Origin of the sequence: Flavimaricola marinus, assembly GCF_900184895.1 — a bacterium.
Lineage (GTDB): Bacteria > Pseudomonadota > Alphaproteobacteria > Rhodobacterales > Rhodobacteraceae > Flavimaricola > Flavimaricola marinus.
This window is the reverse complement of sequence record NZ_FXZK01000001.1, coordinates 755434-774089: the sequence shown is the minus strand read 5'-3', so window position 1 is coordinate 774089 and position 18656 is coordinate 755434. Positions and strand designations below refer to the sequence as shown.

14 protein-coding genes are annotated in these 18656 nt (G+C 64.7%); 10 read left to right on the top strand and 4 right to left on the bottom strand.

Annotation, left to right across the window (positions count from 1 at the left end; translation table 11 throughout):
* Positions 1–67: 67 nt before the first annotated feature.
* The 6 genes from oppB (at position 68) to LOM8899_RS03780 (ending at position 5016) form a co-directional block, all read left to right on the top strand.
* Positions 68–991, top strand: a complete 924-nt coding sequence (gene oppB / locus LOM8899_RS03805) for an oligopeptide ABC transporter permease OppB (RefSeq protein WP_093990797.1) — start codon at positions 68–70, stop codon at positions 989–991.
* 21 nt (positions 992–1012) lie between these two features.
* Positions 1013–1540, top strand: a complete 528-nt coding sequence (locus LOM8899_RS03800; protein WP_245820422.1) for a DinB family protein — start codon at positions 1013–1015, stop codon at positions 1538–1540.
* Positions 1530–2456, top strand: coding sequence for an ABC transporter permease subunit (locus tag LOM8899_RS03795; RefSeq protein WP_093990795.1), 927 nt, complete (start codon positions 1530–1532; stop codon positions 2454–2456). Before LOM8899_RS03800 ends, LOM8899_RS03795 begins: the two co-directional genes overlap by 11 nt.
* A 2-nt stretch (positions 2457–2458) precedes the next feature.
* Positions 2459–3430, top strand: a complete 972-nt coding sequence (locus tag LOM8899_RS03790; protein ID WP_093990794.1) for an oligopeptide/dipeptide ABC transporter ATP-binding protein — start codon at positions 2459–2461, stop codon at positions 3428–3430.
* Positions 3427–4434, top strand: a complete 1008-nt coding sequence (locus LOM8899_RS03785; protein ID WP_093990793.1) for an oligopeptide/dipeptide ABC transporter ATP-binding protein — start codon at positions 3427–3429, stop codon at positions 4432–4434. Before LOM8899_RS03790 ends, LOM8899_RS03785 begins: the two co-directional genes overlap by 4 nt.
* A gap of 93 nt (positions 4435–4527) precedes the next feature.
* Positions 4528–5016, top strand: coding sequence for a hypothetical protein (locus tag LOM8899_RS03780; protein WP_093990792.1), 489 nt, complete (start codon positions 4528–4530; stop codon positions 5014–5016).
* 174 nt (positions 5017–5190) lie between these two features.
* Here the strand turns inward: LOM8899_RS03780 and LOM8899_RS03775 are convergent, their stop codons facing one another.
* Together LOM8899_RS03775 and LOM8899_RS03770 are read right to left on the bottom strand one after the other, a co-directional pair.
* The gene (locus tag LOM8899_RS03775; RefSeq protein ID WP_093990791.1) at positions 5191–9801 is read right to left on the bottom strand and encodes a translocation/assembly module TamB domain-containing protein; all 4611 of its coding nucleotides are present in this window, start codon (positions 9799–9801) and stop codon (positions 5191–5193) included.
* Positions 9798–11582 carry an autotransporter assembly complex protein TamA gene (locus LOM8899_RS03770; protein ID WP_245820421.1) on the bottom strand — a complete coding sequence of 595 codons (1785 nt, stop codon included), beginning with the start codon at positions 11580–11582 and terminating at the stop codon, positions 9798–9800. Before LOM8899_RS03770 ends, LOM8899_RS03775 begins: the two co-directional genes overlap by 4 nt.
* A 290-nt stretch (positions 11583–11872) precedes the next feature.
* On the opposite strand from LOM8899_RS03770, the gene LOM8899_RS03765 reads away from it, so the two are divergent.
* Both LOM8899_RS03765 and LOM8899_RS23350 read left to right on the top strand, forming a co-directional pair.
* Entirely contained in the window at positions 11873–13516 is a 1644-nt protein-coding gene (locus tag LOM8899_RS03765; protein ID WP_093990789.1) for a hypothetical protein, read from the top strand.
* On the top strand, positions 13492–13992 hold the full coding sequence (locus LOM8899_RS23350) for a DUF3726 domain-containing protein (protein ID WP_168770461.1): 501 nt from the start codon (positions 13492–13494) through the stop codon (positions 13990–13992). Before LOM8899_RS03765 ends, LOM8899_RS23350 begins: the two co-directional genes overlap by 25 nt.
* A gap of 64 nt (positions 13993–14056) precedes the next feature.
* On the opposite strand, the gene truA is transcribed toward LOM8899_RS23350, so the two are convergent.
* Positions 14057–14851 (bottom strand): tRNA pseudouridine(38-40) synthase TruA, encoded by a 795-nt coding sequence (gene truA, locus LOM8899_RS03755; protein ID WP_093990787.1) that lies wholly within the window; start codon positions 14849–14851, stop codon positions 14057–14059.
* Positions 14852–14952: 101 nt separating this feature from the next.
* Here truA and LOM8899_RS03750 point away from each other — a divergent pair, with 101 nt between their 5' ends.
* Together LOM8899_RS03750 and LOM8899_RS03745 are read left to right on the top strand one after the other, a co-directional pair.
* Positions 14953–16368 (top strand): YcjX family GTP-binding protein, encoded by a 1416-nt coding sequence (locus LOM8899_RS03750; protein ID WP_093990786.1) that lies wholly within the window; start codon positions 14953–14955, stop codon positions 16366–16368.
* A 79-nt stretch (positions 16369–16447) separates the two neighbouring features.
* Positions 16448–17461, top strand: coding sequence for a YcjF family protein (locus LOM8899_RS03745; protein WP_093990785.1), 1014 nt, complete (start codon positions 16448–16450; stop codon positions 17459–17461).
* Here the strand turns inward: LOM8899_RS03745 and LOM8899_RS03740 are convergent.
* On the bottom strand, positions 17458–18633 hold the full coding sequence (locus tag LOM8899_RS03740; protein WP_093990784.1) for an FAD-dependent oxidoreductase: 1176 nt from the start codon (positions 18631–18633) through the stop codon (positions 17458–17460). The genes LOM8899_RS03745 and LOM8899_RS03740 overlap by 4 nt on opposite strands.
* Positions 18634–18656 lie beyond the last annotated feature (23 nt).

Sequence of the window (18656 nt, the reverse complement as noted above, 5' to 3'; positions counted from 1 at the left end):
CCATACGCCGCGCCCCCGAAAAGGGGGCGCGGCTCCTTGGCGTATTGCTGCTCTTGGGGATATCCAAATGCTCAGCTACATCATCCGCAGACTTTTCGTGGCGATCCCGACGCTGCTGGTTCTGATCATCATCAGCTTCATGCTGATGTTTGCCGCGCCCGGCGGGCCGTTCACCAGCGAACGGGCATTGCCGCAAGCCGTGATGGACAACATCAACGCACGCTACGGGCTGGATCAGCCCTATTGGAAACAGATGTTCGACTATGTGGCGAACATCGTGCTGCATTTCGATTTCGGCCCCTCGTTCCAGTATCGTGACCGGACGGTCAACGACGTGATCGCGCAGGGCTTTCCGGTGACGCTGACCTACGGGTTCTGGTCCTTCGTCGTGGCCATTCTGGCCGGGGTCTCGCTCGGTGTGGCGGCGGCGATCCGGCACAACACATGGCTCGACTACCTCGCCGTCGGGGTCTCCATCGGGGCGCAGGTGCTGCCAAACTTCGTGATGGCGCCGATCTTGCTCTTGGTCTTCACGCTGTGGCTGGGCTGGCTGCCGGGCGGCGGCTGGAATGGCGGGCAATGGCAATACATCGTGATGCCGGTCATCGCGCTGTCGACGTCCTACATGGCGTCGATTGCCCGGATCACCCGGTCGTCGATGCTCGAAGTGCTGAACTCCGGCTTCATCCGCACCGCGCGGGCCAAGGGGCTGCCGACCAGCCGGATCATCTTTCAGCACGCGCTCAAGCCCGCGCTGCTGCCGGTGCTGTCCTACCTCGGGCCGGCCTTCGTGGCGATGATCACCGGGTCGGTGGTGGTGGATGTCTACTTCTCCACCGGCGGGATTGGACAGTTCTTTGTGAATTCGGCGTTCAACCGGGATTACTCGGTCATCATGGGGATCACCATTCTCGTGGGGGCGCTGACGATCCTGTTCAACCTGCTCGTCGATATCGCCTATGCGTGGATCGACCCAAAGATCCGGTATTGACGGATGGGGCCGCTGCAAAGCATGGCGCGCAACAACGCATGGGCCAACGAGGTGCTCTCGTCGGCCTGTGCGCGTTTGAGCGCCGAGGCTTTCGACGCACCCCGGTCCGGGTTCTTCGGCTCGATCCGGGCGACGCTGACCCATATCTTCGAGGTCGATCTCTACTACCTCGACGCGCTCGAAGAGGGCGGGCGCGGGCGGTCGGTGTTCGACACCACCGGCAGCACCATCGCCGCGCCGGATTTGGGCACGCTGCAAAAGCTCGCCGATCGGAGGCTGGTGCGGTTCTGCGATGACCTGAGCGACGCCGATCTGGAGCGGACGGTGATCACCGACCGCGCCGACGGGCCACGCGCAGAGCGGATCGGCGATCTGTTGTTGCATCTGTTCCAGCACCAGATCCATCACCGGGGTCAGGCCCACGCGATGCTGTCCGGCACCGAAGTGCCACCGCCGCAACTCGACGATTTCTACCTCGCCTTTGGCCGCGCACCCGCGGCTCAGGCCTGGCTTGATTACACATCCAAGGAGCCATCCGATGTTTCCTGAGAAAGCCACCATTGACGGGATCACGGAGGCCGCCGATCTGGCCGCCGTGCAGGGCCGCTCGCTCTGGCAGGATGCCCGCATCCGGTTCTTCCGCAACAAGGCCGCCGTGGCCTCGCTGGTCGTGCTGATCCTGATCGCGATCTTCGCCTTCTTCGGCGGCTTCATCGCCCAGTACGAGCGGGACTTCGTGGATTTCAGCCTGATGGGCCGGAACCAGACCGAAGGGGTGCCGTCCATCGCGACGGGGCACTATTTCGGCACCGACAACTCCGGGCGCGACCTCTATGCCCGGACAGTGCAAGGCACCCGGATCTCGCTGCTCGTCGGGGTGGTCGGGGCCGGGGTCGCCGTCATCGTCGGCACGCTCTACGGGGCCATCGCAGGCTATTTCGGCGGCAGGCTCGACGGGATCATGATGCGGACGGTCGACGTGCTGATGTCGATCCCCTTCATGTTCGTGCTGATCCTGATGCTGGTGATCTTCGGGCGGTCGATCCTGATGCTGTTCATCGGGATCGGGCTGATCTCGTGGCTCGACATGGCGCGGATCGCCCGAGGGCAGACGCTGACGATCAAGAACAAGGAATTCGTCGAAGCGGCCGTCGCCACCGGGGTCGCCCCGATGAAGATCATCCTGCGGCACATCGTGCCCAACCTTCTGGGGATCGTGATCGTCTATGCGACGCTGCTGATCCCCGGCATGATCATCACCGAAAGCTTCATCTCGTTCCTCGGGCTTGGGGTGCAAGAGCCGAACACCTCGCTCGGGGCGCTGATCTCGGCCGGGGCCGGACAGATGCAATACGGTGTGATCTGGCAGCTTCTGTTCCCGCTGTTCTTCTTTGTCGTCACCCTGTTCGCCTTCTTCTTTGTCGGCGACGGCCTGCGCGACGCACTAGACCCCAAGGACCGCTGAACATGAGCCTGCTAGAGATCGAGAACCTGAGCGTCACCTTCCAGACAGGGGACGGGCCGGTCAATGCGGTGAACGGGGTCAGCCTCGGGATCGACAAGGGCGAGACCTTGGCGATCGTCGGCGAAAGCGGCTCGGGCAAATCGCAGACCGCCTTTGCGGCCATGGGTCTGCTGGCGCAGAACGGCAAGGCCACGGGGCAGGTCCGCTACGACGGGCGCAACCTGCTGGAGCTGCCGCAGAAGGCGCTCAACAAGATCCGCAGCCAGGAAATCGCGATGATCTTTCAGGATCCGATGACCTCGCTCAATCCCTACATGCGGATTAGCGACCAGATGGCCGAGGTGCTGATGCTGCACAAGGGCATGTCCAAGCGGGACGCCGTGAGCGAGGCCGCGAAGATGCTCGACGCGGTGCGGATCCCCGATGCCAAGGCGCGGGTGACGATGTATCCGCACGAGTTTTCCGGCGGGATGCGGCAGCGGATCATGATCGCCATGGCGCTTCTGTGCAAACCACGGCTGCTGATCGCCGACGAGCCGACGACCGCGCTGGACGTGACGGTGCAAGCGCAGATCATGCAGCTCTTGGGCGAGATCCGGTATGAATTCGGCACCGCGATCATCCTGATCACCCATGATCTGGGGATCGTCGCGGGCTTCTGCGACCGGACCCTGGTGATGTATGGCGGGCAGATCATGGAGGAGGGTGCGACACGCGACGTCTTTGCGGCGCCCTCGCATCCCTACACCCTCGGCCTGCTCAAGGCGGTGCCGCGGCTCGACCGGGACGACAGCGAACTGGCCACCATCGCGGGCGAGCCGCCGGATATGTCGAAATTGCCCAAGGGCTGCCCGTTCAGCCAACGCTGCGAATTCGTGCTCGACAAATGCCCGAGCGTGCGGCCCGCGCTGGAAACCTTCGGCGATGATCGTCGCCGCGCCTGCCACGTTCCTGTCCCCGAGGTAACGCCATGACCCAAACGATCCTCTCCGCCAAAGATCTGGCCGTGACCTTTGACGTGCGCCCGCAAGGGGCGTGGCCGTGGACCAAGGCGCTCAAGCTGCATGCCGTCGGCGGTGTCTCCTTCGATCTGGCCGCAGGCGAATGCCTCGGCGTCGTCGGGGAAAGCGGCTCCGGCAAATCGACGCTCGCCCGCGCTATCGTCGGGACCGTGCCGATCTCTGGCGGTGAAGTGCTGTTCGAGGGCAAGGACCTTGCCGCGATGGATCCCACCGCCAGGCGGGTCCACCGCAAGGACGTGCAGATGATCTTTCAGGATCCTCTCGCCGCGCTGAACCCCCGAATGCCGGTGGGCGACATCATCGCTGAACCTCTGGTCACGCACTATCCGAACACCCCACGCAAAGAGGTCAAGCAGCGGGTGGCCGAGCTGATGGATCGGGTCGGCCTGCTGCCCAACCTGATCAACCGCTATCCGCACGAGTTCTCCGGCGGGCAATGCCAGCGGATCGGGATTGCGCGGGCGCTGATCCTGCGGCCCAAGCTGCTGATCTGTGACGAGCCGGTGTCCGCGCTCGACGTGTCGGTGCAGGCGCAGGTGGTCAACCTGCTGGCCGAGTTGCGCCGCGACATGGGCCTGTCGATGATCTTCATCGCGCACGACCTGTCGGTGGTCAAACACATCTCCGACCGGATCGTGGTGATGTATCTGGGCCAACTGATGGAAACAGCCGGCGCGCGCAAGCTCTGCACCGTGCCCGAGCATCCCTACACCCAGGCGCTGATTTCCTCGGTGCCGATCCCCGATCCGGTGCTGGAGGCCGCACGCCATCGGCCCATTCTGGAGGGCGAATTGCCGTCGCCCCTGCGCCCGCCATCGGGCTGCGTGTTCCGCACCCGCTGCCCCAAGGCGCAGCCAAGTTGCGCTGAGAAACGGCCCGAGGTGCAGAACCTTGGCGACGGTCATCTCGTGGCTTGCCCGTTCCACGCCCCTGCCGAGGTGCTGGCACCCGTCTAGTCCACTTTCAGGGTCGGGTATTGCATACTGTGCCGAACCGGGTCGCCTCCATACCGTGACAACAGCCATTTCGGCTTTTGATCGGAAAATTTCATGACCAATCTCTTTTGCAAAACAGCCTCGGCTGCACTGATGTCGCTCGGCCTCATGGCACTGAGTGCCTGTGAAACCAGCTCCGTCGCTTTAGGAGAGCCCGTCACCGGGGATTTCCTGACGGGCGATAGCCTGGAGCAGTTTCTGTCGGGAAAGTACCTGTTCGTGCCCGGCAGCCAGATGGGGTTCTTCTATTCGCCCGATGGCAAGACACTCTCCATTTCGAGCGATCCGCTCGCGGGTGTCGGAGAGTGGACAATGAACGATGGAGCGTTCTGCTCGCGGGAAGACTACTATTACCGTGACGGCGGCGCGCTGATGGAGGCAAGAAACGGCGACTGCTTCATTTTGGCAATCCAGGAAGACGGAAGCCACATCATGTATTCGATGCTCAGTGGCCAGACGGCTGCTCTCCCGCTCGGGTCGATCGTAGAGGGCTTTCCTCGAATGACTGAGTACCTGAGATTGGTCGACGAACTCGACCTCTGATGTCAGGCGCAGGATGATAGGCGAGGTGGGTGAAATCCCATCTCAACCACCGTTCGGTGCCTTAATGGCCGCAATGCCGAAAACGACACCGACGGAATACCGACGGGATACCGACGGCAGACCGCAGCGGATTTCGGGCCATTAACCTATCGAGTCGCGGCAACGGCTGCGGTGTCAGTAATCCCGCTCGAAGAATATCCCGAGGCCGGTTTCCCCGTCGGAATTGGCCCGGCCGGTGATCGTCACATCGTCGGTCAGGTCCAGATTGAGCTCGATCTCGGTCCGGTCTGAACCGACGGTCACGTCCGTATAAACGTTTTCGCTCAGATACTTACCGGCACGCACCGCGACGGCGCCATCATCGTCGGTGGTGATGTCGAGATCGTCCAAGCCGATGTCCTGCCGGAAATCGTTGATGAACCCGCCGCCACCGCGCCCCGCCAGTGTGCTGACGGCCGCGGCCAGCTGCACGGCCTGAAACGGGGTGATCTCGCTCAGTGGCTGGTTGAAGATCAACCGCGCCAAGACCTCATCCTGCGGCAGTTCCGGCGAGGATTCAAACGTCACCACAGGCTCCGACGCCGGCCCCTCCACGACGATGCTGATCGCGGTTCCGTCGCCCGCCGTGGTGGTCGCGACCAGCCGCACATAGGGCACGAAGTCGCCTTGGAGCCGGATGCTGCCTTCGTCCAGCGCGAAGCGTTGCTGGAGGATGTCGATCCGGCCGCGAATGAGGTTGAACCGGCCCGCAGGGATAACTTGCTGGGTGGTGCCCGTCAGGGTGAGGGAGCCGCCGAGTTCGGCATCCAGCCCGCGTCCCCGAACGAACAGTTGGGCGGGTGCAGAGATAAGGATATCAATGGGATAGTTCGGTCCCGACCGCGCCGATCCGCCGCTATCCACGTCGCCGCCATTCACGTCGAGCCCGGCCCGGTTGAGTGTCAGACGCACGGGCGCGGGGGCGCCGATATGGTTTACGTCCGGAAGATCGCCGAGGCTCGACAGGTCTGAGGACGGCACCCGGATTTCGGTGGTACCAAGATCGATCCGGCCCGCGATCCGCGCCCCGCCGCTGAGCGGGCCAGTGATGCTGAGTTGTCCGTCGACGATGGTTTCGTAGAGGTTCGGATCGCGCTCGACGACGTCGTTGGCGACGATCTGAAGGTTGGCGTCTAGCCCGCCGGACAGCCCGACCGGGCCGGATACGCTAAGCGTGCCACCGGTCTCGAACCGCCCGCCGATGTCGATGGTGGCACGCCCGCCGGACAGCCCGATGGTGCCCGTCAAATCCTCCAGCGCCCGCCCGAGCGTGGGGGCCGCCAGCCGTGCCTCGCTGAGTTGCACGCTGCCTGACACCGCATCAAGGGAAGGTTGCCCGACGATGGCAAGGTCGAACAGGGCGAAGCCCTGAAGCCTGCGAGGTTCGATATAGGCATTCGCCAGCCCCAAAGGTGCGACGCCGTCGACCCGCAGATCCAGCGCACCGGTCTCGGCCACGGTGCCGCTGACATCGGCGCGAATGCCGCCGGGGCCGGTTGCGGTCGTCGTGGTCCGCCAGATGCCGTCGGGATTGCGCGTCGCCTCGCCATTGGCGGTCACCGGACCTGAAAGATCGTCTGTAAACAGCCCGATATCGGCAAGCCGGATTTGGTAGGATCCGGTTCCGCCGCCGCCGCGCCCTTGCAGGTCTGCCTGCGCCGTGAGGTTCGGATAGTCGATCCGCAGCCCATCTATGTTGACCAGTTCGCCGGCTTCACGGGTGGCCCGCATGGAGAGCGACCCGGAGCCTCGCAGCAGCGTCGCCACGGTCGGAACGCCGACGTTGATATTGGATGTATTCGCCGCAATCGTCAGGTCGAAATCGCGAATGTCGGTGCTGAGGCTGCCTTCGACATCGAGGCCGACGCCTCCTGAGAGCGACCGCCCCGCCAGCCCGGAATAGGGGGCGATGTTGTCGGCCGAGACCGCCAGATCGGTGGTGATCCGATATGCGTCGTCGACGCGGATCGCATCGGCATCCAGCTCGATCGCCGTGCCGCCCGGCCCGCTTCCGGTCAGCGCGATTGTGGCCTTGCCCGTGGCATCTTGGCTGGCCGTTCCGGTCGCCGCCACACCGCCGGGGAGGGCGACGCCCGCCACGTCCAGATCGCGGCCTGCAAGGTCGAAGGTCAGATCGAAGGTGCTCAGGTCGCTCGCCGCTTTGCCCGTCAACGCGGCGTCTGCGGCGCCGGACAGCCTGCGGCCTGCGATGGTGGAGTAAGGCGACAGGTCGGCCAGAGTGGCGATCAGCGCACCGGACAGGCCCGCGCCTTCCGCGTCAGAGGCGCGCATACCGTCGATGCTGGCCACAGCCCCGCCGGGGCCGGTTCCGATCGCATCGAGGGTCAGCGCCCCTTCGGCGTCTCTCTCGACGGTTCCTGTCAGACCGACGGCGCCGCTGATCCGGGGTTCGAGCAAGGCCACGTCGCGCAGCGAGACGCCGAAATTGGCGGCTCCGGCGCCATCTGTGAAATCGCCAGAGATCTCGGCCTGAAACGCATCGGTGCGCAGCGCGAGGCCGTCGATCTGGAGGTTTTCCGGCGCGGTTCTGATAACCCGTCCGTCGATGAGCGTGGAACCTGCCAGCAGCGGATCGACGCGCTCGATATCGAAGCCGAGATCGGTGCCATCGGCGTCGACCCTGACGTCGAACAGGCTGAGGTCGGCTTTGACGATCCCGTCGATACTCAGGTCTGCGGAGCCGGTCAGGTCGCGCCCGGCCAAGACGGAATAAGGCGCCAGATCGGCAACGGAGGCCCGGATATCGGCTTGAACCACGGGGCTGTCTTCGCTGGGCGGAATGTTGGCATTGACCTGAGCGGTGGTGCCGGGCAGGTCGGCCTGCGCTTCGATTTCGATGTCGCCGGTGTCGGACCGGGTCATGGTCCCGTTCAGTCGGCCGGCCCCGTCCAATCCGGGGAAGGACTGCCCGACATCGCGGATGTTGATGTCGAACAGGCCCGAACTGTCGGCGCTTGTGAGAGTGGCCTGAGCGACCACTGTCGCCTCTTGGGTCGAGATCGTCAGACCGGACAGTCGGGTGCCGGTTTCGTCCCTGTCAGCGCTGAGATCCAACTGTCCGCGACCGGCCAACAGCGGATCGAGCGGCTCGATCCCCAGTTGCAGATTGTTGGTCTGGCCCGAGACCGACAGATCAAAGCCGCCGCTGAGCGGCTCCAGCTGTGCGGCAATTGTCAGCGCGGCCTCGCCGGCCAGATCGGCCAGCCCGCTGATGGTGGAGAACCGGCTGAGCGTGCCGACCTCGATCTGCGCCGAAGTCTGGATGCCGAGGCCGCTCTCGCCCCCGGCTTCGACAGTGCCTTCTGCGTCGAGCGAGAGCCCGGTGGCGTCCATCGTCAGAGCTTCGATCCGGAACGGGCCGCTGCTTTCGCGCGAGAGGCGCACATCGCCGTCAATAGAGGGCCCGATAGCCTCGGACAGGCCCGGATCGTCGATCCGCAGGTCCGGCACGGCATAGCTGAGATTTGCGGTGAACCGCCCGTCCGTCGTCTCGGTCGCGGGCTGGATCAGCCCGCCGCCGGACAGCAGCAACTGGGGCATCGCGATGCCGGGCCGGGTGAATTCGCGCAGATCGAAGCGCCCCGTCCAACGGTCGCCGTCCTCGGCGTCGAAGGTCACTTCCAGATCGGTGGAGCGCACAAAGGTCCGTGCCCCGGAGATGGGCAGCAGCACAGGCGAACCATCGCGCGCGGCGAGCCGCCCTGTGATATCGAGCTTCAGCGGCCATCCCTCGGGCGACAGGTCGGCGGTGCCTTCCAATGTCAGAGCCTCGGCGTCGATGTTCAATCGGCTGAGGTTGATCGCACCGCTTTCCTGCCGGGCAAGACGCACATCGAGAGACACGTCGTTGCCAAAGAATTCGGCATAGTCGGGCGGCAACAGCGCGCCCACGTCGCCGGCGATGTCGAACGCCATGTCCAGCCGGTTGCGCCCGGTCTCATCGGCCCGTTGTTCAAAGCCGAAGTTGCCGGCGACCCGCTCGACACCGTCGGTCCCGAGGGTCAGATCGGCGCTGAAATCGTCGATCGGCCCAAAGCCGTCTATCGTCAGATCGAGCGACGGCTTGCCCGACAGATCAAGGAGCGACGCGATCAGGCCGTTCTCTTTCTCCGACAGGTTCAGGTTCAGTCCGAGTTCGCGGGTGTCGTTGGAATAGCTTCCGGACAGCTGGAATTGCCCACCGCCGTCCTGCCGAACGGCAGAGATATCGGCGGTGCCCTCACCAGAGATCAGCGAGACGGTGCCATCGAGGGTGAGCACCAGTTCCTCGCCGAGGATCGGCGCACCGAGCGTAATCGCATCGGCCCGGATCTCGTCGATTTCCACCGAAACCGGAAGGTTTGGCAGCGAAAAGGGCGAGGCTTCGGGATCGGGCGGTTGCGGTTCGCTGATCGGCTGGCGCAGCAAGGTGATGCTGGTGGCCGACATTTCCTGAATGTCGATATTGCCCCGCAGAACGGCGGATCGGTTCCATTCGAACGCCAGCCCTTCGGCCCGGAACCAGATGCCTTCTTCGTCGGCGACGGTCAGGGTTTCGATCGTCGCTCGCGACGACAAGGCGCCGGCAAAGCCGTCGATGGTTACCTGACGGCTGACGCTCGACAGGTTGTCTTCGATCAGGCCGACGAGAAAGCCGCGATCCCGTTCTTCCTGCGCGCTTTGCGCGACGGCAAGGGACGGCACTGACAGGATCGTGCAGAGGGTCAGGGCGTGCAGCGGCTTCAAAACGATTGTCCAATTCCGATGTAGACTTCCAGCCGTTCGCCCGCGCTGTCGCCTGTCGTCGGCGTCGCAAGATCGAGCCGGATCGGGCCGATCCCGGTGTCATAGCGCAAGCCGATCCCCGCCCCGGCGATCCAATCGTCGCCGTCCATCGGGAACGCTTCGGCCCCGACGACGGCAATGTCGTAGAACCCGACGGCGCCGATCTGATCGGTGATTTTCACCCGCGCTTCGAATTGGCCACCGAGGAACGAGGCGCCGCCCGTCCGGACGTCTGTCGGGCCAGTGCCGAAATCCGCCACGCTGTCGATGGCCAATGCCTGAAAGGCCTGCCCCCGCACGGTGCCGCCGCCACCTGCGTAGAACAGATAGTCAGCCGGTGCCTGAAGGATATCGGCCCCGACAACCGAGCCAAATTGCCCGCGAGCCGCCAAGGTCAGGCGGTCATCCTCGCCGAAGCTCTGGTATATCCGCCCGTCGGCATAGAGCCGTGCGCCATTTTCGCCGCCGGTGATCGTGAGGAACGGGGTCAGTTCCAGATCGAGGAAATACCCGGAGGTCGCATCCAGCGGATCGTTGCGCCGTTCCAGCGTGCCTTGCAGAGGCAGGGTCAGCAACGTGTAGCTGCGTTCCCGAAAGCTGGTTTCTTCGCGGGCGGTCAAGAGGCCCAAACCCATCTGATAGGTCAGGTCGTCACGCACGTATTTGATCAGCGATGCTTCGATCTCGGCGGAATCAAGAAGGTAGTCGGGCTCGTCATCGCGCGAGATTTCGGCGGTGACCGACAGATCGGCGTTCGAGCGGAATGTCGACGGACGCCCAAAGCTCAGCAGCACCGAATAATCCGTGCCGTTGTCGCCAAAGCCGTCGTCAGTGGTGTTGATGTCCGAAATCTCGGCATCGATCCGGAACCGTTCCGCCCCGCCCAGAAGGTTCCGGTGCAGCCAGTAGGCAGAGACGGTCAGCCCCTCGCTGCTCGACAGTTCGGCCCCGGCCCCGATACGGCGCGGGATTTGTTCGACGACCTGCAGCGTGAAGGGCAGGGTATCGTTCGGCCCTATGCTGTCGGATTCCACGTAGGCCACGGACTGAAATGTCCCTGTCCGGCGCAGACGGTTGGCGGAGCGTTCCAACTCGGCGGGCGAATAGACCTCGCCGACCGGAAGTCCCGCGATCTCGCGGATGCGTGCGGTGCGGACGTCCTCGTTGCCCTCGATCGTCAATTCGCCAAAGCTCAGCCTTGGTCCGGGAGCGATCTGAACCGTGACGTCCAGCCGTTCTTCGGGATGGATCGCGGTGATCTGCTGTCCTGCGGGGGTCGCTTTGGCGTGGCCGTCCTCTTGCCAAGCGTTGACGGCGGCGTTCACCGCCTCCCGGATCACCGGAGTGCGCGCCACACGACCTGTCGCGAAACCTTCGGGCAATTCCGTGCTCGGGGTGGTCGGACTGATGGAGGCCGTGCCGAAATTGAACCGGGGGCCGGGATTGACGGTGATCACGACCGAATTCACTGTATTCGGTGCATCCAGAGGTGCCAGCCCGGAGGCTTCGCGTCCGTCCACCGTGATCGAGATCGTCCCACTGTAGAAGCCTTCGGCATAGAGCCCGGTCAGGAGCCTTCGGTAATCGGCCCGCGCGGCGGCGACGTAATCCTGCGCGCTGCCCGGCTCTTCGCCGCCCAAAGCCAGCGTCAGGGACGCCTCGGTCAGAGTGTCGCGCAGCCCCTCGCGCTCGGGCGGAAGGACGAGCGTTGCCTGTTGCGCGCTGGCGCTGCCTGCGGCCACGGCGCAAGTCATTGCGCAGAACCAAAAACTCAGGGATCGAATGGATGGTGACAAGCTGCTCTCCAAAGTCGCGGCTGCAGGAGTCTTTGGTCGGTCGCTCTGCATGTTCCTCAGTTTCAGAATAGCGTTCCGCCCCGAAAGGGCAAATAACATTACGTTGGATCGGCGTGGATCGTGTGGTGAGTCGGCAAGGTTCCACTACATCTGCGAGTTGTGCGCGGATATTTCCGGTTTGCGATGGCCGTTTGCGGGGGCTTCCCAGACAGGGAACGGCCTGCCAGACTGAGGTCATGTTCGATACGCCGCCGCCTCCGCAGATGCCATTGCGCCCGCCCTCGCAGGTGATGCGATTGCGCCGCATGGGGGCGTCGTTTCCGACCCGGCTGTCATTCCTGCCGACCCTTCTGCGCAGGCTATCATCAGAGGCAGTGACCGTCGCCCGCCCGGTCTGGGAGATCGACGCCGATGGGTTCGGCCACGCAGTCTATACCCTGCGGTTGGGCGGCCATGACTATGCCTTGGTTGCCGTGTCGAATGACCTGCCCCCGGAGGCACGGACCGACAGGGTGATCGCGACGGCGTGGGACACGGCCTATGTGCTCTACGACGGTATCCCGGACGCGACCGAGATCGCCCGGATCGTGACCACCGCCCCGCTGCAAGAGGCCGCCCGCTTTACCCCGCGCGATCTTATTCTGAGCCGTGCCAACAAATCGGTGCGCCTGTGGGATCACGTCACGGAGGCGCTGCGCGAGGGCAGCCAACCCGATGCTTCGGCCGTCCGCGATACCGGCTATTTGATGCGGACCACCGCCGTCTATGGCAACGGCAAGTTCGGCATCGCGGATCGGGTCGCGATCGAAGATCGGCCCGGCCTGTCCGGCCCTTTCATGGCCGAGATGCTTACAGTCTGGCTGATCCGGGGGTTCACCCATGATCTGGCCGAGCATGTCGGCGGTGCCAAGCTGGATCGGGCGCTGAAACGCCAGCTGGGGATCGGCAATGCAACCGGCTTGGGCATGGCTCCATTTCTGGTGTCCCACCCGGTCTTGCTGGATGCATGGATGCAGGTCCGTGAGACCGCGATTGCCCGTGTGCGGGCTATACCTGCGATAGGACATGACGAGCGCGCGGCCTTGGTGCGGCTTGCTGACCGCGCGGCAGGCCATCTGGCGCAGTGGAAGGTGGCGGACCCCATCGCCGATGCCCGGATCGAGACACTCCGCGCGGAATGGCCAGTCGTTCAGGAGGCGGTCGCGGCCTTGACCGGCCCGACGCCCCTCGACGGCTTGATCAAGCTGACCGAGCGGCTCAGCGTCGATACACAGGAACTGACCGCGGCGCTGATCCTCGAACCATTCGGCCCGCTGGTCGATGGATTGGCGGATTGCATGGCGACGCCCTTTGGCCCTCGCCTCGATCCGGCGATGGCATGCGGCAGCCTACGACAGGTCATCGCCCGGGATTGGGGCTGGGCACTCGAGACCGATTTCACTTCGGCGCACGAAACCGCCCGTTTCTGGTATGTCTCCGAGGAAAAGCTCGAACCCCGCCTGGGAGATCGCCATGCGGAGCCCGGGGCCGACCGTGAAAGCCCGCTCGACATCGCCCGTCAGGTTCAGTCGCTCTCCCACTATCTGGAGGGGATGGAGGGCCCCGTGTCGAGCCTCTTGGCGCACTATCCGCAACACCGGTCGGCCATCCGCCGCGTGCAGACGCTGGACCGGCATCCCTACGCCGAGATCCGCGACAACCTCATCGGAGAGGGCTGTTTGCCCATCGACATGCTCCGGTGCAAACTGGCCTTTTTCGGAGCGGCGCGGTTCGATCCGAAATCCGACCGCTGGACACGGATCACGCTGGCACAAGGGGCGCCGCTCTTCGACGAATTGGACCAAGCACCGGATTGGTGGCTGCCCGACTTTGGCCCATGATGCGGTCGCTGAACGAGATCAGTTGCCTTGTGGCCAAAGCGGCACGCGGTGCCGGACTTGCGGTCGGCGTGGCGGAGGATCTGGCCGAGGCACTACCTGGATGCTGCGCAGATCAAGAGGTGTCGGAGGCGCTGGCTGTCCTCGCCGACCATCTGGCTGGGCCGGACAGGCTGGCGTCTGTAATCGCAGCGCTCGATGTGGTCGAGGCAGGGGGCGAACCGGTCGTGCTTGAATTTCCGCTCGACCCGGTGATTGCGGCCCTGATCCGTCAGCGCGGGACCATCGTCTGGAGGGCTGTCCCTTCGGGTTTGTCTCTTGCGGTGGAAGACTGCCCTCCGCTCCCGCGGCCCAAGCCTCAAAACGTATTGGCCGAGGTGTGGGGGCCGCTGGAACGGTTCGCCGCGCAGACCTATGTGCCCGCCACGGAAGCCTCTCGGATCGCCGGGGCGGGAGCCGGCCTCAGTGACAATGATTGAACAGGTGCAAGGGATGCGCTTCGATCACCAGAGACGGCGCAGAATGGAATGCGCCGCAGGCGCGCTATTGGATCAGACCACCGGAGTCCATCTCCGCGAACGGGTCATAGGGATAGCCGACCCCGGTCAGATACAAACCCTCCGGCGGGCAAACCGGTCCGCAAGCGGCCCTGTCCCGCGCTTCCAGCGCTGCGCTGACATCCTCCGGTGACCAAGCGCCAGTGCCGACTTTCGCTAAAGTGCCGACAAACGACCGCACCTGATTGTGCAGGAATGACCGGGCACGGAACCGCAACTGTACTTCCTGCCCACCCAATACGGCAAAGCCCGTCACTGACGCCTCATCGAGCGTTTTGACCGGCGAGTTTGCCTGACACATGGTCGACCGGAACGTGGTGAAATCATGCTTCCCGAGCAGTCGATTGGCCCCGGCCTGCATCGCTTCGATATCGAGTGGCGATTTGTGGTGCCACGCCAGCCCGGCGTCGTGCACCAAGGTGGGCCTCCGAGAGATGATCCGAAAAAGATAGCGCCGCTCCTGCGCCGAAAACCGGGCGTGCCAGTCGTCTGGCACGATGGCGCAACCGGTCACCGCCACGGGATCGGGCTTGAGGTGGTAATTCACCGCCTCCATCAGCCGAAACGGCTCCCAAACCTTTTCCAGATCGCAATGCGCGACCTGTCCCGTCGCATGAACCCCGGCATCCGTGCGCCCGGCGGCCGCGATCCTGTGCTCCTTTGGTTCCAGCCGCCCGAGCGCCGCCTCGACGGCTGCCTGAGCCGAGGGCACGTCGGTTTGCCTCTGCCAACCGGCAAAGGGAGCTCCGTGATATTCGATGCGAAGGGCGTAGCGTGGCATGTTGCGCAGTGGCCTAGTCATTGGCGCTTTGAAATTCAATCCCTACACATTGCCTCGCGCTCGCCTTATCTTTCCCGGAGCCAATCGTGAAAGGGTAAGGTTTGGTCATTTCTGCCATCGCCGACGGCTTGACCCGCGGGGTCGAGTCCGTGACCGATACCCTCACCGCGCCGTTCTCTGATCCGGTGATCCGTCTTGGGGTGACCGGCCTCAGCCGGGCGGGCAAGACCGTGTTCATTACCGCCCTCGTGGCAAATCTGATGAACAGGGGCCGGATGCCGCAGCTTGTCGCCGCCAGCACAGGCGCGATCCGCACCGCCTATTTGCAGCCACAGCCCGACGACACCATCCCCCGTTTCGATTTTGAGGCGCATCTGGCGCAACTCACCGCGCCACAGCCAAGCTGGCCCGAAGGCACTCGTCGGATCAGCGAATTGCGCCTGTCGCTCCGGGTGCAGCCTACTGGCCTCTTGAGCGGCTTGTCCGGCCCGCGCACCGTGCATCTGGATATCGTGGATTATCCCGGCGAATGGCTGCTGGATCTGGGCCTGATGGACAAGACCTTTGCCCAATGGTCCGACGAGGCCCTCGCGCGTATCGCGCCGCGCTCTGAAGCCGCCGAATTCCTTGCCTTGCAAAGTCAGACAGACGCCGGCGCAGACCTCGACGAGCCTACGATTGCCGCCCTTGCCCGCGCCTATACCGGGTATCTGACCGCCGCCCGCGCTGCTGGATTTTCCGACTGCACGCCGGGGCGTTTCATCCTGCCGGGCGATCTCGAAGGCTCGCCGGTTCTCACCTTTGCCCCCCTGACCAAGCCTGACAACGTCGGCCGCAAATCGCTCTGGCGTGAATGCGAGCGTCGGTTCGAGAGCTATAAGCGCAATGTCGTGCAGCCGTTCTTTCGGGATCATTTCGCCCGGATCGACCGCCAGATCGTGCTGATCGACGTGCTGGGCGCGATCCATGCCGGCCCGCCCGCGGTCGAGGATCTCCGCGCTGCCATGGCCGACATTCTGGGGGCGTTTCGCCCCGGACGGAATGCGTGGCTGACCCGCCTGTTGGGCGGGCGCCGGGTCGACAAGATCCTATTTGCCGCTACCAAGGCCGACCACCTGCACCATTCGCAACATCCGGCCCTGACCGCGATCACCGAAGCCTTGGTCCGCGAGGCCAAGGACCGCGCCGATTTCGCAGGAGCCCGCACCGAGGCGATGTCGATTGCCGCCTTGCGCACCACGGTCGAGGACCGGATCGACCACAAGGGTCAGCCCTTGGACGTGGTTCGCGGCACCTTGCTAGAGGCCGGTAAACAGGCCGCGTTCTATCCCGGTGCACTTCCCGCCGATCCGGCTCATCTATTGTCCCCGGCCCGTTCCGGGGCGGAAAAGTGGCTCGATGCGGATTATCAGGTGATGAATTTCGCCCCCGCCAAACTGACGCTCAAACCTGGCGACGGCCCGCCGCATATCCGGCTGGACAAGGCCGCGCAGTTTCTGCTGGGGGACCGGCTATGATCGGGCGGGCCCATTGCGGTGCTGCCGCTCCGCAGCGTGAAGACAAGCGGCCCGATGCTGGGAAAGAGTGGAGCGTGCCATGAGCAAAGGACCAGTTCTCATCGATCTGGAGTCAGAGGCTGGAGCTGAAGACGCCCCCCGACTGACCCCGTCGACCGCGCCACCGGTGCCCGATCTGATGTTGCCGGGCCGAGAGACCGCGATGCAGCAGGTGGCCGCAATCGCCGCCCGGCGGCCGTCGAGACTGGCCCGCTGGTTCTGGTCGCTCTTGGGGGCGATCCTCACCTTCGTGATCTCGCTGGCCGCGTGGAACTATGTGACCGCGCTGATCGCGTCGAACCCGATCCTCGGCTTTATCGCAACCGCACTGATCGGGACGTTCTGCCTGGTCTTGCTGGCGATGGCGGTTCGGGAGCTTGCGGCATTCAACCGATTGGCCCGATTGGACGGCGTTCACAAGGCGGCCACGGAGGCCCTTGCTTCTGGTCAGCTGACGCAGGCCCGCGCGGTGGTGGCCCGGTTGGAGAAGCTTTATGCCGGGCGCGACGATACGGCTTGGGGCCGGTCGAGGCTGGCCGAGCGCAAAGACGATGTGCTGGATGCCGATGGTCTGTTGGGGCTCGCCGAGACGACGCTCCTTGCGCCGCTCGACCAGGCCGCCATGCGCGAGGTCGAGGCTGCCGCCCGCCAAGTCGCCACGGTCACCGCGATCGTGCCGTTGGCGCTGGCGGATGTGTTCACCGCGCTGACGGCCAACCTGCGGATGATCCGCCGCATCGCCGAGGTCTATGGCGGCAGGGCAGGCACCTTTGGCAGCTGGCGGCTGACCCGCTCGGTGCTGACCCATCTGGTGGCGACCGGCGCCGTCGCGGTGGGTGACGATCTGATCGGATCGGTCGCGGGGGGCGGCGTGCTGTCGAAGGTGTCGCGTCGGTTTGGCGAAGGTGTCGTCAACGGCGCACTGACCGCCCGCGTGGGCGTGGCCGCAATGGAGGTCTGCCGCCCGATGCCGTTCTCAACAGTCAAACGCCCCTCGGTGACGGCGCTCGTCAGGCGGGCGCTGACCGGGCTGTTTGGTCAGGGCAAGGACTAACGCTTTTCCAGCGATGCAAGCGGCGGCAAGAGCGTCCCGCAGACCAGCCGATTGAGAATGCCCGCCACTGGCCCCACCTGTGACAGCGGATAGAGCAGCCTGTCGCGGATCATCGGTAGGACGGTGCTGTCCGACTGATATTGCGGCGTGAACACGGCGCTGAACAGCTGATAGGTCCGCACATGCCAACGCCGGGCCCGAGCGTAGAGCGCGAGCGGGTCTTGCCCGTTGGCCAGCCGCAACGCCTCTGCCAGCGCGAGCGCATCCAGCAGCGCCATGTTGGCCCCTTGACCCAATTGCGGGCTGGCCCGGTGCGCGGAATCGCCGATATGAACCAGCCCGGCACCGTAGGGCTTGGCCATCGTGCCGTGGCTGTAGCGCGCCATCGTCATCTGTGCGGGGTCTGTGATCTGGTCGACAAAGGGTGCGACGTCGGGCCAGAGGGCGATGGCCTCCGCCTTCCACGGTGCCAACCCCTCAGTCAGCCAATTGGCGTGGCCGTCGGAGGGCAGCGACCAGAACAGCGCCGCCTTCTGCGTCCCACCATCCGGCATCTGGCCGATCGGCAGGACGCCGATCATCCGGTCCGCACGGCGATAGCATTGCCGTAGCTCGTTGGTAGGCAGCCCCGTGTCGGGCCAATCGACCGTGGCCCAGATGGCCCCGTAGGGCAGGGTGCGCGACTTGAGCGGTGACAACGGCGAGCCAGCGCCGGCGCTGTCGATGATCAGGTCGAACGGCCCCGCCTCGGTTCCGTCTGCAAATCGAAGCAGTCCGTTCGACGCACCGGCGGCCTCGGCATTGGGAACGACGGTGATGCCCCTCTCAACCATCGCCTGCCAGAGCACATGAAACAGGCTTCCCCGGTGTATCGCCAACCCATGCGTGCCGCGCCCGCCCGGATCGTAAAAGACGTTGAGGACAGGGCGTTTGCCCTCTGCCTCGTGGCCCGCCATCCGGGTGATCGGCATGCCGAGGGCGGTCGCCTCTTCCAGCACTCCGACCCGGCCCAGCACCATCTGCCCGACCGGTTGGATCACCAGCCCCGAGCCGATTGGCCGGGGGCTGGGGAACTGGTCGTAGACCGTCACGTCGCGCCCCTGATCGTGCAGCAGGGCGGCAGCTGCGAGGCCGCCGATCCCGGCTCCGACAATTGCGATACGCTGTGTCATCGGGCTTTGGTGCCAGCGAAATG